This is a genomic window from Kribbella sp. NPDC031520 (assembly GCF_055580825.1).
The window spans coordinates 374,083-399,468 of record NZ_JBVIKS010000005.1; the positions used below are offsets into that span (position 1 = coordinate 374,083).

Annotated in this window: 25 protein-coding genes; 17 read left to right on the forward strand and 8 right to left on the reverse strand. The window is 68.3% G+C overall.

Features of this window, described 5'->3' with window-relative positions:
• Positions 1-9 precede the first annotated feature (9 nt).
• The gene (locus tag ACZ5BU_RS27075; protein WP_465703232.1) at positions 10-858 is read right to left on the reverse strand and encodes a helix-turn-helix transcriptional regulator; all 849 of its coding nucleotides are present in this window, start codon (positions 856-858) and stop codon (positions 10-12) included.
• Between the two features lie 85 nt (positions 859-943).
• Between ACZ5BU_RS27075 and ACZ5BU_RS27080 the strand changes: the two genes are divergently transcribed.
• Positions 944-1,693 (forward strand): SDR family NAD(P)-dependent oxidoreductase, encoded by a 750-nt coding sequence (locus ACZ5BU_RS27080; protein ID WP_465703233.1) that lies wholly within the window; start codon positions 944-946, stop codon positions 1,691-1,693.
• Positions 1,694-1,734: 41 nt separating this feature from the next.
• The gene (locus ACZ5BU_RS27085) at positions 1,735-2,217 is read left to right on the forward strand and encodes a GNAT family N-acetyltransferase (protein WP_465703234.1); all 483 of its coding nucleotides are present in this window, start codon (positions 1,735-1,737) and stop codon (positions 2,215-2,217) included.
• Positions 2,218-2,337: 120 nt separating this feature from the next.
• Here the strand turns inward: ACZ5BU_RS27085 and ACZ5BU_RS27090 are convergent, their stop codons facing one another.
• The 7 genes from ACZ5BU_RS27090 to ACZ5BU_RS27120 form a co-directional block, all read right to left on the reverse strand.
• Positions 2,338-3,384, reverse strand: coding sequence for a hypothetical protein (locus ACZ5BU_RS27090; RefSeq protein WP_465703235.1), 1,047 nt, complete (start codon positions 3,382-3,384; stop codon positions 2,338-2,340).
• Between the two features lie 88 nt (positions 3,385-3,472).
• Complete coding sequence (locus tag ACZ5BU_RS27095; RefSeq protein WP_465703236.1) at positions 3,473-4,912, reverse strand: diguanylate cyclase domain-containing protein; 1,440 nt, start codon at positions 4,910-4,912, stop codon at positions 3,473-3,475.
• 105 nt (positions 4,913-5,017) lie between these two features.
• Positions 5,018-5,773: a sugar phosphate isomerase/epimerase family protein gene (locus ACZ5BU_RS27100; protein ID WP_465703237.1), complete on the reverse strand. Its 756-nt coding sequence runs from the start codon at positions 5,771-5,773 to the stop codon at positions 5,018-5,020.
• A gap of 15 nt (positions 5,774-5,788) precedes the next feature.
• Positions 5,789-6,604: a sugar phosphate isomerase/epimerase family protein gene (locus ACZ5BU_RS27105; protein ID WP_465703238.1), complete on the reverse strand. Its 816-nt coding sequence runs from the start codon at positions 6,602-6,604 to the stop codon at positions 5,789-5,791.
• The gene (locus ACZ5BU_RS27110) at positions 6,601-7,749 is read right to left on the reverse strand and encodes a dihydrodipicolinate synthase family protein (RefSeq protein ID WP_465703239.1); all 1,149 of its coding nucleotides are present in this window, start codon (positions 7,747-7,749) and stop codon (positions 6,601-6,603) included. The genes ACZ5BU_RS27105 and ACZ5BU_RS27110 overlap by 4 nt, the downstream gene beginning before the upstream one ends.
• Complete coding sequence (locus tag ACZ5BU_RS27115; protein ID WP_465703240.1) at positions 7,749-8,924, reverse strand: Gfo/Idh/MocA family protein; 1,176 nt, start codon at positions 8,922-8,924, stop codon at positions 7,749-7,751. The genes ACZ5BU_RS27110 and ACZ5BU_RS27115 overlap by 1 nt, the downstream gene beginning before the upstream one ends.
• Before the next feature lie 144 nt (positions 8,925-9,068).
• Complete coding sequence (locus ACZ5BU_RS27120) at positions 9,069-10,463, reverse strand: FGGY family carbohydrate kinase (RefSeq protein WP_465703241.1); 1,395 nt, start codon at positions 10,461-10,463, stop codon at positions 9,069-9,071.
• Positions 10,464-10,571: 108 nt separating this feature from the next.
• On the opposite strand from ACZ5BU_RS27120, the gene ACZ5BU_RS27125 reads away from it, so the two are divergent.
• The 15 genes from ACZ5BU_RS27125 (at position 10,572) to ACZ5BU_RS27195 (ending at position 25,352) form a co-directional block, all read left to right on the forward strand.
• The gene (locus ACZ5BU_RS27125) at positions 10,572-11,465 is read left to right on the forward strand and encodes a nucleoside hydrolase (RefSeq protein ID WP_465703242.1); all 894 of its coding nucleotides are present in this window, start codon (positions 10,572-10,574) and stop codon (positions 11,463-11,465) included.
• Positions 11,462-12,748, forward strand: coding sequence for an ABC transporter substrate-binding protein (locus ACZ5BU_RS27130; protein ID WP_465703243.1), 1,287 nt, complete (start codon positions 11,462-11,464; stop codon positions 12,746-12,748). The genes ACZ5BU_RS27125 and ACZ5BU_RS27130 overlap by 4 nt, the downstream gene beginning before the upstream one ends.
• Before the next feature lie 4 nt (positions 12,749-12,752).
• Positions 12,753-13,652, forward strand: a complete 900-nt coding sequence (locus ACZ5BU_RS27135) for a carbohydrate ABC transporter permease (protein WP_465703244.1) — start codon at positions 12,753-12,755, stop codon at positions 13,650-13,652.
• Positions 13,649-14,539, forward strand: a complete 891-nt coding sequence (locus tag ACZ5BU_RS27140) for a carbohydrate ABC transporter permease (RefSeq protein ID WP_465703245.1) — start codon at positions 13,649-13,651, stop codon at positions 14,537-14,539. Before ACZ5BU_RS27135 ends, ACZ5BU_RS27140 begins: the two co-directional genes overlap by 4 nt.
• A gap of 9 nt (positions 14,540-14,548) precedes the next feature.
• Positions 14,549-15,544: a sugar phosphate isomerase/epimerase family protein gene (locus ACZ5BU_RS27145; protein ID WP_465703246.1), complete on the forward strand. Its 996-nt coding sequence runs from the start codon at positions 14,549-14,551 to the stop codon at positions 15,542-15,544.
• Entirely contained in the window at positions 15,541-16,419 is an 879-nt protein-coding gene (locus tag ACZ5BU_RS27150; protein WP_465703247.1) for a transketolase, read from the forward strand. Before ACZ5BU_RS27145 ends, ACZ5BU_RS27150 begins: the two co-directional genes overlap by 4 nt.
• Positions 16,416-17,384, forward strand: a complete 969-nt coding sequence (locus ACZ5BU_RS27155; protein ID WP_465703248.1) for a transketolase family protein — start codon at positions 16,416-16,418, stop codon at positions 17,382-17,384. Before ACZ5BU_RS27150 ends, ACZ5BU_RS27155 begins: the two co-directional genes overlap by 4 nt.
• 14 nt (positions 17,385-17,398) lie before the next feature.
• Positions 17,399-18,901, forward strand: a complete 1,503-nt coding sequence (locus ACZ5BU_RS27160) for a glycoside hydrolase family 140 protein (RefSeq protein ID WP_465703249.1) — start codon at positions 17,399-17,401, stop codon at positions 18,899-18,901.
• A 29-nt stretch (positions 18,902-18,930) separates the two neighbouring features.
• Positions 18,931-19,905 (forward strand): sugar-binding transcriptional regulator, encoded by a 975-nt coding sequence (locus ACZ5BU_RS27165; RefSeq protein WP_465703250.1) that lies wholly within the window; start codon positions 18,931-18,933, stop codon positions 19,903-19,905.
• Complete coding sequence (locus tag ACZ5BU_RS27170) at positions 19,906-21,258, forward strand: threonine/serine exporter family protein (RefSeq protein WP_465703251.1); 1,353 nt, start codon at positions 19,906-19,908, stop codon at positions 21,256-21,258.
• Positions 21,259-21,349: 91 nt separating this feature from the next.
• The gene (locus tag ACZ5BU_RS27175) at positions 21,350-21,883 is read left to right on the forward strand and encodes a TetR/AcrR family transcriptional regulator (RefSeq protein WP_465703252.1); all 534 of its coding nucleotides are present in this window, start codon (positions 21,350-21,352) and stop codon (positions 21,881-21,883) included.
• The gene (locus ACZ5BU_RS27180; RefSeq protein WP_465703253.1) at positions 21,880-22,530 is read left to right on the forward strand and encodes a VC0807 family protein; all 651 of its coding nucleotides are present in this window, start codon (positions 21,880-21,882) and stop codon (positions 22,528-22,530) included. Before ACZ5BU_RS27175 ends, ACZ5BU_RS27180 begins: the two co-directional genes overlap by 4 nt.
• The gene (locus ACZ5BU_RS27185; protein ID WP_465703254.1) at positions 22,527-23,918 is read left to right on the forward strand and encodes an FAD-dependent monooxygenase; all 1,392 of its coding nucleotides are present in this window, start codon (positions 22,527-22,529) and stop codon (positions 23,916-23,918) included. Before ACZ5BU_RS27180 ends, ACZ5BU_RS27185 begins: the two co-directional genes overlap by 4 nt.
• Before the next feature lie 77 nt (positions 23,919-23,995).
• Positions 23,996-24,394: a cyclic nucleotide-binding domain-containing protein gene (locus ACZ5BU_RS27190; RefSeq protein ID WP_465703255.1), complete on the forward strand. Its 399-nt coding sequence runs from the start codon at positions 23,996-23,998 to the stop codon at positions 24,392-24,394.
• Positions 24,384-25,352: an adenylate/guanylate cyclase domain-containing protein gene (locus ACZ5BU_RS27195; protein ID WP_465703256.1), complete on the forward strand. Its 969-nt coding sequence runs from the start codon at positions 24,384-24,386 to the stop codon at positions 25,350-25,352. The genes ACZ5BU_RS27190 and ACZ5BU_RS27195 overlap by 11 nt, the downstream gene beginning before the upstream one ends.
• The last annotated feature ends 34 nt before the right edge of the window (positions 25,353-25,386 follow it).

The window sequence follows — 25,386 nt, forward strand, 5'->3', positions numbered from 1 at the left end:
ATTGCTTAATCACCCCGGTACGTCGAGACGCTGCGTGCCGACCACCGACAGCAGCCGGAGCGCCTCCTCCGAGGGCGATCCCGGTGGCGCGGTGTACAGGATGAGTTGCTGGTCGCGGTCCGGGATCGCGAGCGCGTCGCAGTTCACGGTGACCGGACCGACCAGCGGATGGTCGAAGGTCTTGCAAAGCTTCAGTTCGGCGGCCACGTCGTGGGCGTCCCACAGTTCGGCGAAGCGCGGGCTTCCGTGGCGGAGTTCGTCGATGAGCTGCTGAATCTCCAGGTTGTCCGGGTAGCGCGCCGCGGTCGCGCGTAGATAGTTCGTGGCGTGTTCTGGGAACCCTCCGTCGCCGGACGCCCGGAAGATCCGGCCGTCGGCGTCGCGTGGGCCCAGAAAGACGCGGCGCAGCAGGTTGCGGTCGCGGGGCGCACGCTGCGAGAAGTCCTCGAGCAGCGCGGCGGCGAGGTGGTTCCACGCGATCACTTCGTACGTCGCCGAAAGCACCAGAGCCGCCGTCGTCGGCAGTCGTTCGATCAGGTCCAGGATGCTTTGCCTGACCTGTCGCGAAGGCCCGGGTGGCATCCTCGGTACGCCGGCCAGCTGATAAAGGTAGTTGCTCTCGGCATCGGACAGCCGGAGCGCTCGAGCGACGCCGGCCAGCACCTCGCCCGACGGATGCGGTGCCCGGGCCTGCTCCAGCCGGGTGTAGTACTCGGTCGAGATGTAGGCCAGCTGCGCGACCTCCTCGCGACGGAGCCCTGGCGTACGGCGTCGGCGCCCGCCGGACAGTCCTACGTCGGCAGGCGTGATGCGCTCGCGCCTGCTCCGCAGGAATGCCGCCAGCTCTGCCTTGTCCACACCTCAAGTCTGCCTGTTTCCGGGCGCTGATCCAGGTACTACTGGTGTCTGGATGAGAGGCACGGCCCGGAACAGGATCGTCGGCATGGAGAGATTGCTCGAAGGAAAGGTCGTCCTCGTCACCGGTGCCGGGCGGGGAATCGGCGCCGCGGCCGCGCGGCTGTTCGCCGCCGAAGGTGCGCGGGTGATGCTGGCTGCCCGTACCGAGGAACAGTTGGCCGGCGTCGCGAAGGAGATCGGCGACGCCGCGTACGTCGTCTGCGACCTCGCGGAGCCGGAGTCCGTCCGCGCGGCGGTGGATCGTACGGTCGCGGAGTACGGCCGTCTGGACGGCGCCTTCAACAACGGCGCGTCGGGACAACCACCGGGATCGGTCGACACGTTGCCGGAGGCTGAGCTGGATCGGCTGTACGCCGTGAATCTGCGTGGGCTCTGGGCGTCGATCAGCGCCGAGGTGACCGCGATCCGGGCCACGGCCGGCCGCGGCAGCATCGTGAACACGTCCAGTGTCGGCAGCTTGCGCGGCAACCCGGCGCTGCCGGCGTACGGCGCGCTCAAGCGAGCCGGGAACAGTCTCACCGAATCGGCCGCCAAGACGTACGGCCCGGAGGGGATCCGGGTGAACGCGATCGCTCCGGGCGCCACCCTGACCGAGATGCTGCACGACTGGGACGGAGCATCGCCCGGGATCATCGACCTGATCGTTGATCAGACCCCGCTGCGGCGGGCCGCGCGGCCGGAGGAGGTCGCCGAGGCCGCCGCCTGGCTGCTGAGCGACCGGTCGTCGTACGTGACCGGCGCCGTCCTGCAGGTCGACGGCGGCCTGGCGGCCTGATCAATCCGAGTCTCAGGCCGGACCGGTGCAGGATAGGTCGTATGCAGACCGACGACCGCATCCGCCGAGCCCGTCCCGACGACGTACCTGCTCTGGTGGAGTTGGTGTACGCCCTCGCCGAGTACGAACGCGCTCCGCAGGAATGCCACCTGACCGTGGACCAACTGCAGACCGCCCTGTTCGGCGAATCCCCGGCCGTCTTCTGCCACGTCGCCGAACACGAAGGCGAGGTCGTCGGCTGCGCCATCTGGTTCCTCAGCTTCTCCACCTGGCGAGGCGTACACGGCATCTACCTGGAAGACCTCTTCGTCCGCCCCGAAACCCGAGGCACCGGCCTCGGCAAAGCCCTCCTCACCGCCCTGGCCCAAGAATGCGTCCGCAACAACTACGAACGCCTCGAATGGTCCGTCCTCAACTGGAACACCCCCGCCATCAACTTCTACAAATCCCTAGGCGCCAAACCCCAAGACGAATGGACCATCTACCGCCTCACCGACGAACCCCTCAAGTCCCTGGGCTCATAAGAACCGCTCCCGCAACTCGGCGGCCAGCCGCTCTTCATCCTGCCGCGCGCTCTCTCGCTTCCGTTTCGCGAACTCCTCCGGCGTCGGTTGCCGCAGTACCGGACCCGGTAGTTCTGCGCATCAGATCAGCTCCGGGAAGGTCAGCCGCAGCTCGGCGAGCAGCAGTGGCTTGTTGGCGAACGGGCCGAGGCTCCACAGCACCGCACGGATCGCGCCGCGGAGAGAGTTCTCGTCGTACGTCGGCTGCACCACCATCTTCACGTTCTCCAGCGGCGCTGCGTCGTCCCGCCAGCCGTACTTCACGGTGCCGAGGACAAGCGTGACCTCGCCGGAGGGGTTGGGCACCGGCGGATGGAACAGGGGCCAGTAGTCGTCGCCGCGGTCCATGCCGTCGAGGATCGCCGCGATCTGATCGTCCTGGGCATAGCCGGCCTCTACGCAAGCTCGGCGGGCAGCCCAGCGAGCCACCGCACGACGTGTCACTTCGTCGGCTCGTTCCAGCGCGTCGACCAGCGGGCGGTCCAGACTGCACAGGTCCTGGGCGAACATCATGTCGCGGAGGCGGTCGCTCGGCAGGGTTCCTCCCCAGGCGGCGGCTTCCTCGGCGATGCGCTTCTCCTCGGCCAGACGCGCACGGTCGGCTCGTTGCTGGGCGAGTTGCTCCAGAGTCGGTAGTTCGCGGGCTACGCGGTGCCAGTACGCCGCCTGCCGGCTCGTCACCTTCACCACCCGCTCGGGCGCCGGGCGGGCAGGCCAGAACTGCAGCAGGTACCGGTCGACCAGCGACTCGTCGTCGGCGGGCGGGCCGGATTGATGCCCCGCATCCATCCCCCAGGCGGAGTACCGAACTCGATATCCGATCGGCTCCAACTCCAGAGGGACGCCATGGCCGCCGAGCGCCGACAGTTGCGCGTCCCCGGACGCGAGGTACGACGCTTCGACGACGTCCTCGGCGTCGTACTCCACTGAGGGCATGCGTTCGTGTACCTCGACCCGAAGGCCCACCTTCCCGGTGTGCAGGCCGGTCCGCAGGTGGAGATGCCCCGGCGCCGCGGCTCCACACAACCCGTTCTGCTGCCCGGCGAAGCACGTCTGCGGCTCCGTGTACCCAGCTACAAAGAATTGGCCGTACTCGAGCCAGAACGGCCCGTCCATGACAACGCGCATCTTCCCCCCAGGTCGAACGATGGCCCTATTTCAAGCACATCCGCACGTCCGGCGGCAATGAACACGAGCTGCAGGTTGCTGCAATCGGTCAGCCGCGGCGGTTCTTGGCGGCGTACATGGCTTGGTCTGCTTCGTGGAGTAGGGCGTCGAGGTCGGTGGTGGTGGGGGTGATGGGGACGGTGCCGACGCTGGTGGTCACCTGGATGGTGATGTTGGGGAGGGGGCGGGTGACGGCGTCTTTCAGGCGGGTTATCAGGGTGGTGAGGTCGTCGCCGGTGATGTCTTCGGCCAGTACGGCGAACTCGTCGCCGCCGAGTCGTGCGACGGTGTCGCCATGGCGGACCGCGGTGCTGAGACGGGTGGCGATCTCGCAGAGGGCGTGATCGCCGGCCTCGTGGCCGTAGCTGTCGTTGACCAGTTTGAAGTGGTTGAGGTCGCAGAACAGGAGCGCTCCGGAGCGGCCGGTGGCTCGGGTCTGTTCCAGGACCTTGGTGAAGCGGTGCTGGAGGAGCCGGCGGTTCGGGAGGCCGGTGAGCGGGTCGTGCGCGGCGTGGTGGCGGAGTTCGCGTTCGGCGTCCTTGCGGGCCGTCACGTCGTCGATCTGCACGAGCAGGATCCGCGGTTGGCCGGCGCCCTGCGCGACCAGGGCCGCCGTACCGCCGAGCCAGATCAGGTTGCCGTTCGGCTGCGTGAACACCCGCTCGAACCGGTACGTACTGTTGTTGGCGGCAACTTCTTCGAGCTCGCTCCGGGTCTGGTCCGGCTCCTCGTCGCGCAGGAACGTGACGAGCCGCGTCCCCACCAGCTGATCCGCCGAGTACCCGGTGATCCGGCAGAACGCGTCGTTCACCCGCAGGATCCGGCCGAGGTCAGGCCCGTCGAACGCGACCGTGGCCATCCCGTTCCCGGCGCCTTCGAAGACGAGCCGGAACGTCGCCTCGCTCGCCTCGAGCCGGGTCTTCTCGGCGAGCAGCTGTTCGGTCAGCCGGGCCTTGTCGATCGCCAGCCCGGCCTGGGTGGCGAAGATCTCCAGCAGTTCCCGGTGGATCGGCCCCGGCCGTCGGTGATCCTCGGGCAGGTCGACGGACAGCATCCCGACCAGCTCACCGGCAGGGGAGTACAGCGGCGCGAAGAGCGCGTCCAGCGGGTGCCACGCGTCCGGGTCGTCGGAGACCGGGACGTCGGGCACCCACCCGACCACCTCACCCTCGCCCAAGCGCTCGTGCGGTACGAACCGGAGCCGGCCCCAGGTGTCCGCGATGGCGAAATCCGCGTCGAAGACATCGGACGCACTCACCCGGCCGAGCAGCGCCTCCCGGGCCTCGGGCGATCCGGCGACCGCGATCACCTCGAACTTCCCGTCCGGGTGCCGCAGGTTCAGTACGGCGATACCGAAACCGAGCCCGTTCACCACGCCGTCGACGACCGCCTGCAGAGTCTCGGCAAGGCTGCGCCCAGCGCCCATCCGCGTGCTCACCTCGTACAGGCGACGGACGGCGGACAGCCGGACCGCTGGCTCGTTCTGCACCTGTTGAGAATAGGCCGATTTCACCACGGGTGAGCAGACGTATCCACAGCTGACCCGGTTAAGCGTTTGTTGTCACAGCAAACAGCCGTTTGTTGGCACCCCAAATCAGTAGCGCAGCTCGGTCAGCCCGCGGTAGCTGCGTTCGGCCGACTTCCACGCGTCCGTGGGCTTGTCGTGCTCGACGAGGTACTGCTCGACGCCGCCCGACTCCGCGTACGCGAACATCGCGCCGAAGTCGAGCTTGCCGGCGCCGACGTCCTCCCACGCGCCGTCCTCGGCCATGTCCTTCACGTGCAGGGCGGGGAAGCGGCCCGGGTGGTCCTGGAACAGCTTGGCCGGGTCGTGGCCACCGTCCACCGCCCAGTACAGGTCGAGCTCGAACCCGAGCAGCTCCGGATCCACGTCCAGCAGGATGTCGTACAGCACCCGCCCGTCGACCTCTTCGAAGTCCCGGCCGTGGTTGTGGAACAGCAGCTTCAGCCCGGCGTCCCGGGCGGCCTTGCCTGCCTCGGTGAACGCCGCCGCCGCGGTCTTGAAGCCCTCCACGGAGTGCAGTTCGGAAGGAATCGACGGTACGACGGCCCACTGCCCACCGAGCGTCCGTACGTCGGCCAGCGCGCCGGCCCAGTCCTCCAGCATCCGCGCGTACCCGACGTGCTCGAGCACGATCCCGAGGCCGGCGTCGTCGGCGAACCCACGGATCTCCGCCGCGCTGTGGTCGAACCGCCCGCTCACGCCCACGGTCCGGTACCCGATCCCCGCGAGCCGCTTCAGCGTCCCCGGGTAGTCCTCGGCCAACACGTCACGCATCGTGTAGAGGTGCATCCCGATCCCGTCGGCGGGAATGGTCCGGTCAGTCATACAGGTAACTCCTTGTCAGAGGACGTGTTCCTGATACCTCGCGTACGCCAGGTCGAACACCTCTTGACCCGGCGCGTCCCACAGTTGCTGGTTGAAGATCTCGACCTCGATCGGGCCGTCGTACCCGGCCGCGTCGCAGGCGGCGCGCAACCCGCGCAGGTCGATCGAGCCGTCGCCGATCATGCCCCGGCCGAGCAGGGTGTCCTCGGGCAGCGGCACCACCCAGTCGCTGACCTGGTACGACAGGATCCGCTCGCCGGCGCGTTCGATCTGCCGGTAGACGTCCGCGTCCCACCACAGGTGGTACGCGTCGACGACCACGCCGACCTGGTGCGCCGGGAATTGCTCGGCCAGGTCGAGCGCGCCGCCGAGCGACGACACCACGCAGCGGTCCGAGCAGAACATCGGGTGCAGGGCCTCGACCGCGAGCGTTACGCCGCGTTCCTCGGCGTACGGCGCCAGCTCGGCGAGCCCGTCGCGGACCATCGCGCGGGCGCCCTCGAGATCCCGGGAGCCGGGCGGCAGTCCTCCGCTGACGAGGATGAGTACCGACGTACCGATGGTGGCGGCCTCGTCGATCGCGCGCTGATTGTCCTCGATCTTCGCCTGCCGTTCGGCCGCGTCGGTCGAGGTGAAGAATCCGCCGCGGCACAGTGACGAGACCTTGAGGCCGGCGTCCGCGACCAGCTTCGCCGCCTTGTCGACGCCGTACTCCTGGATCGGCTCGCGCCACAGCCCGATCCACGCCAGGTTCGCGGCGGCACTCGCTGCGACGACGTCCTCCAGCGGCCAGTACTTCGTGGTCGCCTGGTTGAGGCTGTACCGGTTCATGCGTCGATTCCGCTGACGCGTAGGAGCTGGCGGAAGCGGTCGACGGCGAGTTCGGGGTTCGTCAGTACGCCGGCCTGATCCGCCAGGCGGAACGTGTCCGCGAGGTGGGGCAGCGAACGCCCGGTCTGCAAACCGCCGACCATCGTGAAGCCCGGCTGGAACCCGTTGAGCCAAGCGAGGAAGGCGATCCCGGTCTTGTAGTAGTACGTCGGCGCCGAGAAGATCTGCCTCGCCAGCGGAACCGTAGGCGCGAACACCCGCTCGTAGGTCTCCAGATCACCGGCGTCCAGGGCCCTCAGAGCAGCTGCCGCAGCGGGGGCGATCGCCGCGAAGATCCCGAGCAGGGCGTCACTGTGACGCTCACCGTCCCCGCGAATCAGCTCCGGGTAGTTGAAGTCGTCACCTGTGTACAGTCGTACGCCTTCGGGAAGCTGGTTGCGTAGGGCAATCTCTTTCGATGCGTCGAGCAACGAGATCTTGATGCCGTCGACCTTGTCCACGTTGTCGTTGATCAGCTCGACAACTGTCTTCAGCGAGGCTTCGAATGATCCGCTGCCCCAGTATCCTTCCAAAGCAGGGTCGAACATGGGGCCGAGCCAGTGCAGGATGACCGGGCGCGACGACTGCGTGAGAAGGCGGTCGTACACCTTCCGGTAGTCGTCCGGCGATTCGGCGGCCGCGCACAACGCCCGGCTCGCCATCATGATCGGCTGGGCGCCGGCGGCTTCAGCTACGGAGAACTGCTCTTCATAGGCCGCAACGACATCCTCTACAGAATGGTTGCCAGCAGCAAGTTGGTCGGTGCCCGCGCCGACGGCGATGCGGCCGTCGGGCGCCTCCGCGGCCGAGCGGCGGATGAGTTCCTGGGTGGCGGCCCAGTCGAGGCCCATCCCGCGCTGTGCGGTGTCCATGGCCTCCGCGACCGACAACCCCAACGACCACAGGTGCCGCCGGAACTCCAGCGTGTGGTCCCAGTCGACCACCGCCGGAGCCCCCGGCGAGTTGTTCGCCAACGGATCCGCCACCACATGAGCCGCCGCAAACGCCAACCGCGACCGCGCCGGCCTGTAGTTGCCGTGAGCAACCGGCTCACCAACCAGCCGATACGTCTCCAGCCCGCCTCCGGAAGGAAGCCTCAGTTCCATCAGTTCGCCTTCAGGTCGAGCTCGGGGACCTCGAGCTTGCGGCCCTCGTGCCAGGACTTGAGGCCGAGTTCGGCCAGCTGGACGCCCTTGGCGGCCTCGACGAAGTCCCAGGTGAACGGTGCGTCGTCGACCACGTGCCGCAGGAACATCTCCCACTGCACCTTGAAGCCGTTGTCCATCACCTCGTTGTCCGGCACCGTCGCCCACTGGTCGCGGAACTTCTCGGTGGCCGGGATGTCCGGGTTCCAGACCGGCTTCGGCGTGGCCGAGCGGTGCTGGGCGCGACAGTTGCGCAGGCCGGCGACCGCGGAACCCTCGGTACCGTCAACATGGAACTCGACCAGTTCGTCGCGGAAGACGCGCGTCGCCCAGGAGGAGTTCAGCTGGGCGACGATCCCACCTTCGAGTTCGAACACGCCGTACGCAGCGTCGTCGGCGGTCGCGGCGTACGGGTTGCCCTGCTCGTCGACCCGCTCCGGGATGTGCGTCGCGCCCTGGCAATAGACGGACCTGACCTCGCCGAACAGCTGGTCGAGCACGTACCGCCAGTGGCAGAACATGTCCAGGATGATGCCGCCGCCCGCTTCGGACTTGTAGTTCCAGGACGGCCGCTGCGCCTCCTGCCAGTCGCCCTCGAAGACCCAGTACCCGAACTCGCCGCGCACCGACAGGATCCGGCCGAAGAACCCGCCGTCGACCAGCCGCTTCAGCTTCCGCAGGCCGGGCAGCGACAGCTTGTCCATCACCACGCCGTTCTTCAGCCCGGAGTCGACGACCAGCTTGGCCAGGTCGACGGCCGCGTCCAGGCTCTCCGCGATCGGCTTCTCGCAGTAGATCGCCTTGCCGGCCTCGACGGCGGCGCGGACGCCCTTCTCGCGGAGCTGGGTGAGCTGGGAGTCGAAATAGATCTCGACGTCCGGTGCGGCCAATGCCTCGGCGAGGTCGGTAGTCCACCGCTCCAGCCCGTACTGCTCGGCGATCCGCCGCAGCTTCGACTCGTTCCGGCCGACCAGGATCGGCTCGGGGACGATCATCGTGCCGTCGGCGGCGGGGATCCCGCCCTGCTCCCGGATCGCCACGATGGAACGCTCGAGGTGCTGGCGCAGGCCCATCCGGCCGGTGACGCCGTTCATCACAATGCCGATGCGTCGCTCGTTCACAGTCGTACCTCTCACGCTCACACCTGGGAAAGGGCTTTCCGTGGCTGTGAGCGCAACCATAAATGTCCCCCATCCCCCAGTCAACCTGCAACGGAAAGCGATCTCCAACCGCCACCACCCGCCGACTCGACGCCGGCGGGGCAGGGTGGGTTTGGGAGGTCAGGGGGTTGTTGTGCGGACTGCGGTGACTGCGGCGGCCCATGCGGTGCGGCGTGGGGTGGGGTCTTCGGTGGTGGGTTCGTACGTGCGGAACGTGCGGTGGGACGACCAGGCGGTGGGGGCGCCGAGGGTAGTCCAGGCCAGTTCGGCGGTGCCGAGGGCGGAGATCTCCGGTACGTCGGCTGCGTCGACCGCGTGGCCCAGGAGGTCGGCCTGGGTTTGCATGAGGAGGTCCGAGACGGTTGCCCCGCCGTCGGCGCGGAGGGTGGTGAGGCCGCCGGGGATGGTGTCGGTGATGTCGCAGATCTGGTGTGCGACGGCGTCGACGGCGGCGCGGGCCACGTGGGCGCGGGTGGTCGAGCTGCTCATCCCGGTGAGTGCGGCGCGGGCCTCGCGGTCCCAATGTGGTGCGCCCAGGCCGGCGAAGGCCGGGACGAGTACGACGCCCTCGGCCGACGGGACTGTTGCCGCCAGCATTATCAGCGTGCCGACGTCCGGCAGACCGAGCAGGTCCGCGGTCCAGGCGAGCGCGGCACCGGACGAGACGATGTTCCCTTCCAGTGCGTAAACGGGCCGATCGGTCAGCCACGCGAGCGTGCAGCCGCCCGGGACGAACTCGTCCACCGGCGTCATCACCGACGAGCCGGTTCCGTACGTGGCCTTCACCATCCCGCTCCGCGTGCACCCCTGGCCGTACATCGCCGCATGCGAGTCGGCGAGAACGGCGACGATCGGGATCCCGTCCGGTAGACCCGGCACGTCCTTCGTGTGCCCGAAGCCCGCGTTGGACGGCCGCACCTCGGCGAGCGCGGTCCTCGGCACCCCGAACGCATCGAGCAGCTCTGCGGACCAGTCCAGGGTCGTCAGGTCGTACAGCAAGGTACGCGACGCGTTGCCGGCCTCGGTCAGATGCTCCCGGCAACCAGTCAGCCGATGGATCAACCAGCTGTCGACGGTGCCGACGTACGCGTCCGAGCGATCCAGCAACCATCGCATCTTCGGCGCCGAGAACATCGCGTCGACCCGGAGCCCCGTACGCCGGCGTACCAGCTCGTCAACCGCCGGCGGTAGTTGGGCGCACCAACTACTGGTCCGAACGTCCTGCCAACCCAGAACCGGCCCGACGGGGTTACCCGAACGATCCCACCCCACAACAGACTCGCGCTGCGTGGACAGCGCTATCCCCACGAGCTGTACCTCGGGTAGCAAGCAGGCCTGAACTGCGGTGAGCGCGCTCTGCCACAGGTTTTCGGCGTCTTGTTCTACCCAGCCGGGGTGAGGGGTGGAGAGGGCAACCGGAGACGAACCAGTGGCGAGCACCTGGCCGTCCGCGGTGACCAGGGCGGCTTTCGAGTTGGTTGTGCCCTGGTCTATTGCCAGCACCACCTGGCGCATCGGCCCTCCAAGTTTCAACTGAGGTCTTGACGGGACTCTAGCTGCGTGGTGACACTCATGGCGACAGGCTATGCACTATTGAATATCTATTCAAGCGAGAGGTCAAGCGTGAAGCCGAGTAGACGCCGGGTGATCATCAACACCGATGCCAAGAACGAGGCCGACGACCAGTTCGCGATCGTGCACGGGCTGTTGTCGCCGACCTTCGACGTACGTGGTCTGATTCCGGCGCACTTCGGCACCCACCGGTCGGATCGGAGCATGGAGGAGTCCCGCGAGGAGATCGACCTGCTGCTGGACCTGCTCGACCTGACCGGCAAGGTCACCGTCGCGAACGGTGCGCCGGCCGGCATCCCGGACGAGCAGACCCCGCGTGACTCCGACGGCGCCCGCCTGATCGTCGAGGAGTCGAAGCTGGCCGGCGAGAACGACCCGCTGTTCGTGTCGTTCCTCGGGCCGCTCACCGACATGGCGTCGGCGATCCTGCTGGACCCGGAGCTCGTGCACCGCAACGTGATCGTGGTCTGGATCGGCGGCCGTGGTTACAACGGTTACGCGGCCGGTCACGGGATGGAGTTCAACCTGTCGAACGACGTCCACGCGGCCAACGTGGTCTTCGGGTCCGGGATCACCGTCTGGCAGGTCCCGAGTGACGTCTACACCAAGGTTTCGGTCAGCTACGCGGAGCTCGAGGAGAAGATCGGCGACGCCGGCCTGCTCGGCAAGTACCTGATCGAGCAGTTGATCGAGTGGAACGCGAGGTACCACGGCGAGCCGATCGAGTCCCGCTCCCTCGGCGACTCGCCTGCGATCTCCCTGATGCTCTACCCGCACAGCGGCAACTTCCGGACCCGTCCGGCGCCGCGCTTCGGTGTCGACGGCTGGTACCTGCCGGGCACCGACAACCCCATCCAGGTCTGCGAGCAGGTCGACGTGCGCTTCCTGCTGGAGGACATGTTCGCGAAGATCCGCCGTTTTGCCCGCCAAAGGAGCACCCAATGATCAGCCGTAGAGGTTTCCTCGGTTTCACGTCCGCCGCCGCGCTCGGCGCCGGTCTGTCCGCCTGTACGGGCGGTGGTACGTCGACCGGCGGGGCAGCCACTCAGGCGGCGTCGAACAACCTGCGCCTGTTCACGTACGAGGACGACTCGACGATCGGCCTGCTGAAGGCGCAGGTGAAGAAGTTCGACGCACAGAACGGGACCACGACCACCGTCGACAGCCTGCCCGGTTCGGGTGCCGCGGTGTACCCGGACAAGCTCCGTACCGAGCTGCTCGGCGGCAAGGGCCCGGACGTCTGGCGGATCTGGGGCGGTCAGATCGGCGCGCCGTTCGCGAAGGCCAAGCAGTCCCTCGACCTGAAGCCGTACTTCGACAAGTACGGCTGGGACTCGAAGATCAACCCGAAGGCGATCGGCGGGATGACGTTCGACGGGGTGAAGTCCGGCGTACCGTTCATCTCGCTCGGGATCGGTGCCTGGTACAACAAGTCGCTGTTCGCGAAGGCCGGGATCGCCGCTCCGCCGGCGACGTACGCCGAGCTAGAGGCCGCCAACGACAAGCTGGTCGCGGTCGGCGTCACGCCGTGCGGGCTGGGCGGCAAGTACGGATGGGACATCATGCGGCTGTTCGAGTACCTGCTCGAGCACACCGCCGGGCCGGACCTGCACGACAAGCTGCTGACCGGTGGCGAGAGCTGGGACCGACCCGAGGTGGTCGAGGCGTTCACGCTGTTCAAGAAGTGGCAGGACAAGAAGTGGCTGCCCCAGGGCGCCCTGGCGCTCGACCCGTCCGACGTGGAACCGTGGTACGTGCAGGGCAAGACGGCGTACACGATCACCGGACCGTGGACCGAGGCCGGCGCGATCCTGGCGGCGAAGAAGAGCTCGTCCGCGTTCGGCAACTTCGAACTGCCGACCGACAAGACCCCGGCGCGGCACTCGGGATTCGTCGAGGGCTACATGATCAACGCCCGGAGCGGGAACGCGGACAAGGCGGCCGCACTGATCGACTTCATCGTGCAGCCGGCCACCCAGAAGGCGATGAACATCACCGCCTCGACGGTCAAGGGCGCCGAGCCGGACCCGAAGACGCTGCCGCTCGCGGCCGAGTGGGCCCAGAAGTACTCGGGCAACCCGTTCTACACGATCCAGGACCAGGCGTTCCCGAAGAAGCAGGCCGACCAGTACTTCAGCATCCAGAGCGACCTGCTGCAGGGCTCGGTCAAGCCGGACGCGGCGGCGAAGAAGATGCAGGAGATCGTCTCCGCCTGGGCGAAGAGCTGACGGCATGGCAGCAACCGTTGCAGTCAAACAGGTGAAACGTGGTGGCCGGTGGTCACCGTGGTTGTTCGCCATCCCCGCGTTGGCGGTGTACGTCGCGTTCCTGGTGTACCCGGCGTTGTCGTCACTGTTCTTCAGCCTGACCAACTGGGACGGCCTGAGCGCCACGTACAAGTTCGTTGGGCTGAGCAACTACTTCAAGCTGCCGCACGACCCGGTCGTGGTGACCGCGGTCAAGAACAACCTGATCTGGACCGTGGTCACGATCGCGGTCCCGACCGTCATCGGCCTGCTGCTGGCGATCGCGCTGAACGGCAAGGTGCACGGCAAGCCGATCCTGCGGCTGGTCTTCTACACGCCGGCCGTCCTGCCGCTGGTGTCGATCGCGAGCATCTGGGGCTGGCTGTACAACCCGCAGTACGGCGCGATCAACTCGTTGCTACGGGCAATCGGGTTGGACGGGCTGGCGCAGCCGTGGCTCGGGCAGGACTCGACCGCGCTGTGGGCCGTGATGGTCCCGGCGATCTGGCTGCGTACGGGCTTCCCGATGCTGCTCTACTTGGCCGCACTACAGGGGATTCCGAACGAGTTGTACGAGGCCGCGACCGTCGACGGTGCGTCGAAGTGGCAGCAGTTCTGGCACGTGACGATGCCGAGTCTGCGGCCCGCGCACTACATCGTGCTCGCGCTGTCGCTGATCGATTCGTTCAAGGTCTTCGACATGATCTACGCGATGACGTACGGCGGCCCCGGTACGTCGACGCAGGTGATGGGTACGTGGATGTACTTCAACGTCTTCCAGTACTACCAGGCCGGCTACGGCACCGCGATCGCCGTCGTCATCACGCTCGTAGCGATCGCCGTCGGCATCCCGTACGTCCGCTCCCAGACCCGGGAGGCCTCATGACCCTCACAGCCCAAGCGCCGGTAGAGCTGCCGGCACCGACAACCCAGCCTGACAGTCCTGGACCCAAGGGCCGTCGCGGTCTGGTGATCACCCTCGCCCTGGCAGTGATGGCACTCTTCTGGATCTCACCGCTCGCCCTGCTGGTGATCACCGCCGTACGCCCCCTCGCGGACTTCATCGGCAACGGTCCGCTGAGCTGGCCCGACCACCTGACGTGGAGCAACTTCAAGGACGCCTGGGACATCGGCAACTTCGCCACGACGTACCGGAACAGCGCGATCCTGGCCGCGATCAAGGTCCCGCTCGGCGTCCTGGTCTCGGCGATGCTCGGATTCGCGCTGGCCAAGCTCCGGATGAAGTTCCGCCGGACGGTGATGTTCTCAGTGTTCCTCGGGCTGACCATCCCGATCTACATCACGATCGTCCCGGTCTTCATCATGATGCGCTCGGCCGGGATGACCGACAGCATCTTCGGGCTGATCGGGCCGTACCTGGCGTTCGGTATCCCGTTCGAGGTGCTGGTGCTGCAGTCGTTCTTCCGGCAGATCCCGGACGAGATCATCGAGGCCGCCAAGGTGGACGGGGCCGGCGACTGGCGGGTCTTCTTCACGATGATCCTGCCGCTGTCGGTACCGGCGCTGGTGACGGTGGCGATCCTGGACGCGGTCGCGACCTGGAACGAGTTCCTGTTCGCGCTGATCCTGCTGAACTCGGACGCGCACAAGACGATCCCGGTCGGGCTGCTGAACTTCCAGGGTCAGTTCGCGAACAACAACACCGGGCTCGCCGCGGGCATCCTGATCGCGGTGGTCCCGATCCTCATTGCCTACACCCTGCTCCAGCGCTGGATCGTCGGCGGTCTGACCGCCGGCTCCCTCAAAGGATAGGAACACGATATGACCGATATGCCGGTTTTCGGCGCGGGTATCTGGCACTTCGCCACCTACAAGGACCGCTACGCGACGGACGGGTACGGCGAACCCGTCACCCTGATCGAGCAGATCGACCGCGCCGGCGCCGTCGGCGACCTCTCGGTGGTCGACCTGAACTGGCCGTTCGCCGGGTACGACGGGACGCTCGACGACGTCAAGGCCGCGCTGCAGCGGAACAACCTGAAGGCGATCGCGATCACCCCGGAGATCTACACCAAGGACTTCGTCAGGGGGTCGTTCACCAACCCGGACCCCGCTGTACGGAAGCAGGCGCTCGAACTGTTGCACCAGGCAACGGAGCTGGCGAAGGACCTCGGCTGCTCGTACGTCAAGCTCTGGCCCGGTCAGGACGGCTGGGACTACCCGTTCCAGGTGGACTACCACGACATCTGGAACCTGGCCCTGGACGGCCTGAAGGAGCTGGTGTCGGCGCACCCGGACATCAACTTCGTGATCGAGTACAAGCCGCGCGAGCCGCGGGTGAAGATCATCTTCCCGAACGTCGCCCGCACCCTGCTCGGGATCGAGAAGATCGGCCGGCCCAACCTGGGGATCCTGCTCGACTTCGGCCACTCGCTGTACGGTCAGGAGACGCCGGCCGACGCGGCGCAGCTCGCGATCGACTACAACCGGCTCTTCGCGATCGACGTCAACGACAACATGAAGGGCTGGGACGACGACATGGTCGTCGGCTCGGTGCACCTGGTGGAGACGTTCGAGTTCTTCCACACGCTGCGGAAGAACAACTGGGAGGGCGTCTGGCAGCTCGACCAGTTCCCGTTCCGCGAGGACAGCGTCCAGGCCGCGAAGCAGGCGATCACGTTCCTGAAGGCCGTGCACCACGCGCTCGACGTACTGGACGATGACGCGCTCGCCGCCGCTCAGGCGTCGCACGACGCGCTGGCGGCGCAGAAGCTGGTCCAGAAGGTGCTGCTGAGTTCGATGGCGGAGATCGTATGACGCTGACAGTCGAGCACACGACGATGCCGGTCCTCGGGCGGCTGCCGATCCACAGCAGCCGTACCGAGCAGATCGCGCACATCGCCGAGGCCGCCCGGCAGATCCGGATCCAGGACCTGAAGCTGGTCCACCACGCCGGCGCCGGCCACATCGGCGGCGACTTCTCCGCGATCGACATCCTGGCCACGCTGTACGGCGCGGTGCTCGACATCTCGCCGGAGACGGTGAACGACCCCGAGCGGGACCGCTTCATCCTGAGCAAAGGTCATGTTGCCGGAGCGCTCTACACCACGCTGGCGGCGTACGGCTTCCTGCCCGTCGAGGAGCTCGCGACGTTCCTCAAGCCACTCTCCGCGCTGAACGGGCACCCGAACCGGAACAAGGTCGCCGGCGTCGAGGCGAACACCGGCCCGCTCGGGCACGGCCTTCCGGTCGCAGTCGGGCACGCGCTGTCGGCAAAGCTCGACGTCTCACTGCGGCGTACGTACGTCCTGGTCGGCGACGGCGAGCTGCAGGAGGGCTCGAACTGGGAGGCGATGATGGCGGCCTCGCAGTACCAGCTCGACCGGCTGACCGTGATCGTCGACCGGAACCGGCTGCAACAGGGCGCGACCACCAAGGAGACCAACGACCTCGACCCGCTGCCGGATAAGGCGACCGCGTTCGGGTTCGCGGTGGTGGAGGTGAACGGCCACGACCACGGCGAGCTGCTCGACGTACTGTCCGCGATCCCGTTCCGGCCTGGCAAGCCGACGTTCGTGATCGCGCACACGCACAAAGGGCACCCGATCTCGTTCATGAGCAACAACGTCGCCTGGCACCACCGTGTACCCGATGCCGCTGAGTACCAGCAGGCCCTGAAGGAGCTGCGATGACCGTCCTCGAGACCCGTTCGATCGCCGACCAGCCGCGGTACGACTGCCGGGACGCGTACGTCGAGACGCTCGCCCAACTTGCCGAGGCCGATCACCGGATCGTTGGCGTCGTCAACGACTCGGTCGGATCGAGCAAGCTGAACAGCTTCCGAAAGGCGTTCCCGGACCGGCTGATCAACGTCGGGATCGCCGAGCAGGACATGGTCGGCGTCGCGTCCGGGCTGGCCAACGGCGGCCGGATCCCGTTCGTGTCGGCGGCGTCCTGCTTCCTCACCGCCCGCGCGCTCGAGCAGATCAAGGCGGACGTCGCGTACTCGAACACCAACGTGAAGCTCTGCGGGATGAGCCCCGGCGTCGCGTACGGCGAACTCGGGCCGACGCACCACTCGATCGAGGACATCGCCTGGCTGCGCGCGATCGCCGGGATCAGGATCATCGTCCCGGCGGACCCGATCGAGACCGCGGCCGCGCTGCGCTGGGCGGCTGAGGTGCAGGGGCCGGTGTTCATCCGGGTCAGCCGGATGAGTGTGCCGAAGGTGTACTCCGAGGACTACACGTTCGAGCTCGGCAGGGCGATCACGGTCCGGGAGGGCAACGACGTGACCGTGATCAGCAACGGTACCGTGCTGTGGCGGGCGCTGGCCGCGGCCGAACGGCTCGCCGCGGAGGGGATCTCCGCGCGGGTGCTCTCGATGCCGACGGTGAAGCCGCTGGACACCGAAGCAGTGGTCGCGGCCGCGCGGGAGACGGCCGGCATCGTGACCGCGGAGGAGGCGGTGGCCGCCGGCGGTCTCGGCGGTGCGGTCGCGGAGACCGTCGTGCAGCAGCATCCGGCGCGGGTGACGATCCTCGGGTTCCCCGAGTTCGCGCCCACGGGGTCGGCCGGCTACCTGCTGGACCGGTACGGGCTGTCCGCCGAGGGAATCGCCGACGCCGCCCGCAAACTGGTCACGACAGGTAGCTGATCACGGGAGGCTCGATGTCCATCTCATCCACCTGGCACGAGATCGAACTCCCCGCCACCTGCGATTGGGTCGAGTTCTCGCACGAGGATGGTCTCGTGCTGCGGCGGCCCACCTTCCTCGACGGCGCCGCGGCGGCGGGAGGCGACGGAGCGGGCGGGGCCGGCGGTGCGCGGAGGGTGCGGTTCGCGGCGCCGGTGGCTGGGCGGTGGAGGTGGGTGGATGGGCAGGAGTCGGGTGAGTTCGACGTACGGCCGGCGGCTGCGGGGGAGGGGAATCCGTTCTACGCGCATGGGTTCTGGCGGATGTCGCCTGGTGGGCGGAGTCTGGTGCATGCGGATGGGACGCCAGCTGTGCTGGTGGCTGACACCGCTTGGGCGCTGCCGTGGCGTGCTACGCCTGACCAGGTACGCGAGTACGCCGCTGACCGACAGGCCAAGGGCTTCAACGCGGTGCTGCTGATGACGGTGCAGCCGGACATGCGGGCGGTCGGCCCGCGCGACCGTACGCAAGACGAAGGGTTCGGGGTCGCCTTCGAAGATCTTCCTGACGGCCACCTCAAGCAGCTGAACTTCGAGTACTTCCGGTACCTCGACGACTTGCTGAGGATCCTGGTCGAGCATGGCATCGCCCCCGTCCTCCAGCCCGTCTTCCACGGCTTCGGTTGGAAGGGCCTTGACGTGGCAGGCCCGGTCGTACCGCCGGAGGAGTACGCCGCGTACTGCCGTTATCTCGTCGCGCGGTACGGCGCTCAGCCGGCGATGTACCTGGTCGGAGCGGACGGCGCCGGCACCGAGCCGCAGATCGCGGCGGGTGGTGAGGAGGTGCACGCGGTCGACTGCTACGAGCAGCCGACCGGCATCCACTACCGGCCGCACGTCCGGCCGGCAGCCCACCAAGACGCCGACTGGCTCGACTTCCAGTGGTGCCAGACCGGCCACACCGGCGAGCACGTCCCCGAGCGGGTCGCGGATATGTGGCGGAACCACCCGGCGAAGGCAGTGGCGAACGGCGAGCCGACGTACGAGCACACCGGCCGGACCGGCGTCGCCGAGGGCTGGTGGCAGGGCCACGAGGCGTGGAGCAACCTGTGCGCGGGCGGCACGATGGGCGTCGTGTACGGCGCCGGCAGCCTCTGGCAGTGGCGCCTGCACCCGGAGGAACCGGGCCATTCCGAGTTCTTCCTCGCGCCCGGCGCGGGCTGGCGCGAGGCCGTCCGCTTCGAGGGTTCGGCGTACGTCGGCCTGCTCGGGAAGATCCTGGCCGGCCTGCCGACCACCGACATGGTCCCGGACTGGACCCGGGTCATCTCCGGTCGCGCGCTGAGTACCAAGGACGGCGGCCTGATCGTGTACCGCGAGAACGGCGGGCCGGTGATGGTCTTCGACGACACCGTGCCGCTGGCGTACACGATCGTCGATCCGCGGGACGGCTCGGTGGTCGCGACCGGGAAACGGGACACTCCGGAGAGTCCGTTGCCTGACGCCGGTGGCGCACCGAGGGTCTACATCTGCCTATAGTCCAGTTTGACCGGGTCGAGAGGGGTGTCGTGAACAGCAACCGCGCGGTGCGCCAGCCGGGGCTGGACGAGCTGCGGCTGCTCGCGAAGGTGGCGCGGATGTACCACGAGAAGGGCATCCGGCAGCCGCAGATCGCCGCCGAGCTGAACCTGTCCCAGGCGCGGGTATCCCGGATGCTGAAGCAGGCCGTCGACGTCGGCATCGTGCACACCGTGGTGACCATGCCGAGCGGCGTGCACAGCGACCTCGAGGACGAGCTGCAGGGCCGGTACGGGCTGCGCGACGCGGTCGTCGTCGACACGATCGGCGTCGGCGACGAGGTCCTGCCCGCGCTCGGCTCGGGCGCGGCGGCGTACCTGGACATGACTCTCACCGGCGGGCACGTGGTCGGGATCTCGTCCTGGAGCGAGACGCTGATCTCGGCCGTGGACCGGATGCCGCGCAAGAGCGTCCCGGTGGTGGACAAGGTGGTGCAGATCGTCGGCGGTCTCGGCGACGCCGCGGTGCAGATGCAGGCCACCCGGCTGACCGCGCGGTTCGCGGAGCTGACCGGTGGGATGCCGGTCTACCTGCCGGCGCCCGGGCTGGTCGGGACCCCCGCCGTACGCCGGGCGATGATGAACGATGTGTCGGTTCGGGACGTTCTGGGCACGTGGGGACAACTCACCGACGCCCTGGTCGGGATCGGCAGCCTGGAGCCGTCGCCGCTGCTGCAGCGCAGCGGCAACGCGGTTGCAGAGGCCGACCAGGACGAGCTACGCCGGCTCGGTGCCGTCGGGGACGTGTGTTTCCGGTTCTTCGACGAAGAGGGAAAGCTGGTGCGTTCGACGTTCGACCAACGGGTCATCGGGGTGACCGCGAAGGAGCTGCTGGCGGTGCCGCGGCGGATTGGGGTCGCCGGCGGTGAACGCAAGTACTCCGCGATCCGCGCCGCCCTGCTCGGCGGCTGGGTCAACATCCTGATCACCGACCTCGCGATGGCCCACCGGCTGCTCGAGCAGTAGATGCAGCCTGACGAGCAGCGGGAGATCTACGCGACCATCGACCTGGCGTTGCGGGTCGGTGAGGTGCTGCTGTCCAGCGGCGCCGGTACGGCGGACGCGACCGCGACGATCCTCGGTGTCACCGCGGCCGGGGGACTGCGCGGGTGCGAGGTCGACATCACGTTCACGTCGATGGCCGTCTCGTACCAGGCCGCCCCGGACGTCGCGCCCGAGACACACATCCGGTTGGTCCGGTACCGCTCGCAGGACTTCTCCCGGCTGACCGACGTCGACCGGCTGGTACGGCGGTTCGCCCGCGGTGAGCTGTCCCGTGAGGAGGCGTCGCGCGAGCTGGCTCGGCTGACGTCCGCGGGTCCTCCGTACCCGCGCTGGAGTGCGGTGCTCGCGTGGGGCGTGATGGCCGGTGGTGCGACGTTGCTGCTCGGTGGTGGCTGGCTGATCACCCTGGTCGCGGTGCTGACCGCGATCGTGATCGACCTGAACAACCGATGGTTCAACCGGCAGCGGCTGCCCGCGTTCTACCAGCAGGTCGCGGGCGCGTTCGTCGCGACCGCGGTCGCCCTGGTGCTGTACGCCCTGAACGCACCGGTGAAACCGTCGCTGGTAGTTGCCGCCGGCATCATTATGTTGCTGGCCGGGATCGCCCTCACCGGTGCCGTCCAGGACGCGATCACCGGATATTACGTGACCGCCGCGGCCCGCAGTCTGGAAGCGATGCTGCTCACCGGCGGGATCATCGCGGGCGTCTCGCTCGGTCTCGCGCTGGGGCTACGGCTCGGTCTGAAGGTCGGGATCGAGCCGCAGACGATCCAGCTGGCGAACCTCCCGGTGATGGTGATCTCAGGCGCGGTGATGGCGGTCGCGTTCGCGTACGCGTCGTACGCACCGCTGCGCGCACTCCTGCCGGTCGCGGTGATGGGTGCGCTGGCCTCGCTGATCTTCACCTTGATGACCAGGGCGTCGTTCGGTCCGGCCTGGTCCACCGCGGCGGCTGCCTTCGTCGTCGGCCTCGGCGGGTACTCCGGCGGCCGGCGGACCGGCGTACCGCCACTGGTCGTGGTGGTCGCCGGCTCGATCCCGCTGCTGCCGGGGTTGACGATCTACAAGGGCCTGTACGAGCTGACGGCCGGCGGTCAGCTGATCGGCATCGTCAGCCTCACCACCGCGGTCGCGATCGGCGTCGCGCTCGCGTCGGGGCTGATCCTCGGTGAGTACGTCGCCCAGCCGATCCGCCGCGAGGCCCGCCGCCTCGAGGACCGCCTCGCCGGCCCCCGCCTGGTCGGCCCCCGCCGCCCGATCCGCCGCCGGACCAACCGCACCAACCGCCCCCGCCGGCGCCGCCGCTCCGCTTGACGAAGGTTATCCGGGTGTGTAACTTTTACTCATGCGGATAAATCAGAGCACGGACCGGACCCGGAGCACGGCGGCGCGGAGGGATCAGATCGTGGCGGCGACGATCACCGTGCTCGCCCAGCGTGGGTACGGCGCGACGTCGTACGACGCGATCTGCGAGGAGGCCGGGCTGAGCAGCAAGCGGCTGATCTCGTACCACTTCTCGACCAAGGACGAACTGCTCGCCGAGGTGCTCCGCCGGGTCACCACCGATGCGGCGGACCGGATGCGGCCGGCGATCGACGCGGCGGAGCGGATGGACGCCAAGTTGGCGGCGTACATCCGCTCCAACGTCGAGTTCATCGCGGACCGGCCGGACCACGTGCGGGCGGTGCAGCAGATCGTGTACGGCGGTGCGCCGGTGCCGACCGAGGAGGCCGACGCGGCGGTCGCCCGGCTGGCCGCCTTGTTCGAGGAGGGGCAGCGGACGGGCGTCTTCCGTACGTTCGACCCGATGCTGATGGCGCACACCGTCCGCGCCGCCATCGACGCCTCCGCCGGCCGCCTGATCGCCGGCGCCGACCCCACCCACTACGCCGAAGAACTCACCGAGCTCTTCCGCCGAGCCACGAGGGCCGACCGATGAGCGCCGCCGAGCCAGGAGTTGAAGGGAAGGCGAAGGCACGGTGGGGTGCTGTGTTGGCGCCGGTGGTGGTCGATCTGGTCGTGCCGTTGGTCATCTTCTACGGGTTGCGGCGAGCTGGGGTAGGCGTGGTGGGGGCGACGCTCGCGGGGTCGGTGATTCCGGTGGGGCGGACCGTGTACTCGATTGTTCGGGGCCGGAAGGTCGATTGGATGGCCTTGTTCGTGATTGTGGCGTTGGCGGTGGGGACCGTTGCCTCATTGGTGATGCACAGTCCGCGGATGCTGCTTGCGAAGGACGGCGTGATCACCGCGCTGTGTGGCCTGTGGATGCTCGGGACCGTTGCCCTGGGCAAGCCTCTGCTGCTCGCGATCGGCCGCGGTATCGCGGAGGCCAAGCGTGGTACGGGCGGCGGCGAGGTGTGGGCGAGCCGATGGGATCGCGAACCACGCTTCCGGCACGGGATTCGGCTGATCACGATCGTGTGGGGCGTGGGGCTCGTGTTCGATGCGGTGGTGCGCGTGGTCATCGCGTACGCACTCCCGCTCGATGCGGTCCCCGGCGCGACGACCGTCCAGTGGATCGTCCTGTTCGTCCTGCTCTACGGCTTCATGATGATCTACTCGCGCAAGAACGACCTGCTCGCATGACGGTCCTCGTCGTAGGTGCCGGACCGACCGGCCTGCTGCTGGCGTCCGAACTGGCCCTCGCCGGTGTAGACGTTCTGATTGTCGACAAGGCGACGAAGCGGTCCGGCCAGTCCAAGGCGCTGACCCTGCAGCCGCGTTCCGTGGAAATCCTGCACTCGCGCGGGCTGCTCGACGACCTGGTGGACAACGCGCCCCGGTTGCCCGCCGGACACTTTGCCGGCCTCCCGGTACCACTCGACTACACCGCACTCGACACCCGCTTCCCTTATCAGCTGGGGATTCCACAGCTCCGTGTGGAGCAGCTCCTCGAAGATCGCCTCGCCCAAGCAGTACAACGTGGCCTGGAGCTGACCGCGCTGCTGCAGGACGACTCCGGCGTCGACGCGACGTTCGCGGACGGTACGACGATTCGCGCGGACTGGATCGTCGGCTGTGACGGAGCCCGGAGCGCGGTACGGCACCTGGCCGGGATCGGCTTCCCCGGACGCGACGGGCGGTTCACCGCGGTCGTCGCGGACGTGGTGATCTCCGGCGTACAGCCCGGCTGGCAACTGCCCTCGCTGGTGCCGCGGGACGGTGCCGTGATGACGCTGGTCCCGCTCGAGGACGGCGTACACCGGGCGCTGTTCACGGGCCCTGAGCAACAGAACCTCCCGAAGGAACAGCCCGTCACCCACGACGAGGTCGCGTCCGCGCTGCACGCTTGGTACGGCGACGACGTCGTACTGCGGGAACTCCGCTACGCCTCGCGCTTCACCGATGCGGCGCGGCAGGCCGACCGGTATCGGGCCGGCCGGGTGTTCGTGGCCGGGGATGCCGCGCACATCCATTCCCCGACCGGCGGGCAGGGCATGAACCTCGGGCTGCAGGACGCGTTCAACCTCGGCTGGAAGCTCGGCGCGGTCGTCCGCGGTGACGCGGACGAGGGCTTGCTGGACAGCTACCACGACGAGCGGCACCCGGCCGGGAGCGCCGTACTCGCGAACACCCGGGCGCAGGGCGTGCTGATGGTGCCCGACGACGACGTCGCGTGTCTGCGCGAGACGTTCGTGGACCTGCTCGGCGTACCGGAGGCGAATCGGCGACTCGCCGGGGCGATCTCGGGAATCGGACTCGCCTACGCACCGGGTGAGCATCCGTTGGTGGGTCGGCGGATGCCGGACCTGAGGCTTGGTGACGGTACGACGGTGGCGGAACGGCTGCGGGCCGGCCGGCACGTGTGGCTGGACGCTGCCGAGGACGGGGAGCTGGAGGCGGACCGGGGGCTGCCGGCGGCGCGGGTCCTGGTCCGGCCGGACGGATACGTGCAATGGGCAACCGATGACCCGGACGCGCCGGAACCGCCGATTTTCGGCCACCGGATGACCCCGGCCGCTTCGAGCCGTTAGAGTTACCGACGGGAAACATCGTCCGGCCCGACCGGGCCGGCGCGGTTCCGAACTGGGGGCCGACGAGGAGGATCGACGTGGCACTGGGTAGGACGTCCCCGCGGGACCTGCCGCTGTTCGCGGATCTGTCCGGACGGGACATCAGGGACATCTTCCGGGCCGGCGAGGAGGTCTCGGTACCGGCCGGCTGGTCGCTGATCCTGGAGCAGACACCGCCGGACGCGGCGTACCTGATCCTGAGCGGCACCGCCGCGGTCCGGGAGAAGGGCGAGGAGATCGCCGTGCTCGGGCCGGGCGACATCGCCGGCGAGGTCGCGGTCCGGAAGAACACGTTGCGGACGGCAACCGTCACGGCGAAGTCGCGGCTGCAGCTGCTGCACTTCACCCGGGAGAAGTTCGACGACCTGACCCGGCGGCTGCCCGCGTTCCGGGACGCCATCGACGCCACCATTGCCGAGCGCCGCGGTGGCTCCTGAACCTGATCTCGCCGCGGTCCAGCGCGAGTTCGAGCGCACCCTGCTCGGTGGCGAGCGGAAGTTCACCCGGGTGCAGGTGTCCGAACGGGCCGGGATCTCGATCCAGCGGGCCGAGCGGATGTGGCACGCGCTCGGGTTCGCGACGGTCCCGGACGACGAGGTGGCGTTCACCGACGACGACGTCGAGGCGTTGCGGTTGGTCGCGGCGCTCGAGGACGACGGATTCATCGAGCCCGAGATGGAGTCGTCGCTGGCCCGCAAGCTCGGGCAGACGCAGTCCCGGCTGGCGTCGTGGCAGTCCGCGATGTTCCTGGAGTTCCTCGGCAGCTCCAAGCTGCCCGCGGACGAGGCGATCGAGGTCGCGGGCCTGCTGCTGCCGGCCATGGAGCGCCTGCAGACGTACGTCTGGCGCCGCCACCTGGCCGCTGCCGCCGGCCGCGCGGTGGCCGGTTCCGACGAGCTGGCCCGCGGCGTCCGGGCGGTCGGTTTCGCGGACATCGTCAGCTACACCCGGCTGACCCGGCGGCTGACCGAGACCGAGCTCGGTCAGCTGATCGAGCGGTTCGAGGGGATGGCCGCCGACGTGGTCGCGCTGAACGGCGGCCGGGTGATCAAGTCGATCGGCGACGAGGTGCTGTTCGTCACCGACACCGCCGCACAGGCCGCCGCGGTCGCGCTCGCCCTGCAGGACGCGGTGAGTGCCGACGAGGACCTGCCCGAGCTGCGGATCGGCCTCGCGTACGGGACGATCCTGATCCGGCTCGGTGACGTGTACGGCGAGGTGGTCAACCTGGCTGCCCGGCTCACCACCGAGTGCAAACCCGGCCGCGTCCTCGCCGACCGAGAACTCGCCGCCGCCCTCGATGGGCACCCCGACTACACCCTCCACCGCCTCCGCCGAGTAGCAGTCCGCGGCTACCGCCACCTCGTCCCGTACGCCGTCCAACGTGCCGACTGAGCTGCAGCTCGACAGGACGTATACGCCCACTGCC

Bases quoted from the DNA above. Each gene is read 5' to 3' on its own strand.
- ACZ5BU_RS27185 (WP_465703254.1), top strand. From the start codon at position 22,527: ATGACGGTCCTCGTCGTAGGTGCCGGACCGACCGGCCTGCTGCTGGCG.
- ACZ5BU_RS27100 (WP_465703237.1), bottom strand. From the start codon at position 5,773: ATGACTGACCGGACCATTCCCGCCGACGGGATCGGGATGCACCTCTAC.
- ACZ5BU_RS27130 (WP_465703243.1), top strand. From the start codon at position 11,462: ATGATCAGCCGTAGAGGTTTCCTCGGTTTCACGTCCGCCGCCGCGCTC.
- ACZ5BU_RS27150 (WP_465703247.1), top strand. From the start codon at position 15,541: ATGACGCTGACAGTCGAGCACACGACGATGCCGGTCCTCGGGCGGCTG.
- ACZ5BU_RS27110 (WP_465703239.1), bottom strand. From the start codon at position 7,749: ATGGAACTGAGGCTTCCTTCCGGAGGCGGGCTGGAGACGTATCGGCTG.
- ACZ5BU_RS27180 (WP_465703253.1), top strand. From the start codon at position 21,880: ATGAGCGCCGCCGAGCCAGGAGTTGAAGGGAAGGCGAAGGCACGGTGG.
- ACZ5BU_RS27155 (WP_465703248.1), top strand. From the start codon at position 16,416: ATGACCGTCCTCGAGACCCGTTCGATCGCCGACCAGCCGCGGTACGAC.
- ACZ5BU_RS27120 (WP_465703241.1), bottom strand. From the start codon at position 10,463: ATGCGCCAGGTGGTGCTGGCAATAGACCAGGGCACAACCAACTCGAAA.
- ACZ5BU_RS27170 (WP_465703251.1), top strand. From the start codon at position 19,906: ATGCAGCCTGACGAGCAGCGGGAGATCTACGCGACCATCGACCTGGCG.
- ACZ5BU_RS27160 (WP_465703249.1), top strand. From the start codon at position 17,399: ATGTCCATCTCATCCACCTGGCACGAGATCGAACTCCCCGCCACCTGC.
- ACZ5BU_RS27135 (WP_465703244.1), top strand. From the start codon at position 12,753: ATGGCAGCAACCGTTGCAGTCAAACAGGTGAAACGTGGTGGCCGGTGG.
- ACZ5BU_RS27105 (WP_465703238.1), bottom strand. From the start codon at position 6,604: ATGAACCGGTACAGCCTCAACCAGGCGACCACGAAGTACTGGCCGCTG.
- ACZ5BU_RS27085 (WP_465703234.1), top strand. From the start codon at position 1,735: ATGCAGACCGACGACCGCATCCGCCGAGCCCGTCCCGACGACGTACCT.
- ACZ5BU_RS27140 (WP_465703245.1), top strand. From the start codon at position 13,649: ATGACCCTCACAGCCCAAGCGCCGGTAGAGCTGCCGGCACCGACAACC.
- ACZ5BU_RS27145 (WP_465703246.1), top strand. From the start codon at position 14,549: ATGACCGATATGCCGGTTTTCGGCGCGGGTATCTGGCACTTCGCCACC.
- ACZ5BU_RS27080 (WP_465703233.1), top strand. From the start codon at position 944: ATGGAGAGATTGCTCGAAGGAAAGGTCGTCCTCGTCACCGGTGCCGGG.
- ACZ5BU_RS27090 (WP_465703235.1), bottom strand. From the start codon at position 3,384: ATGCGCGTTGTCATGGACGGGCCGTTCTGGCTCGAGTACGGCCAATTC.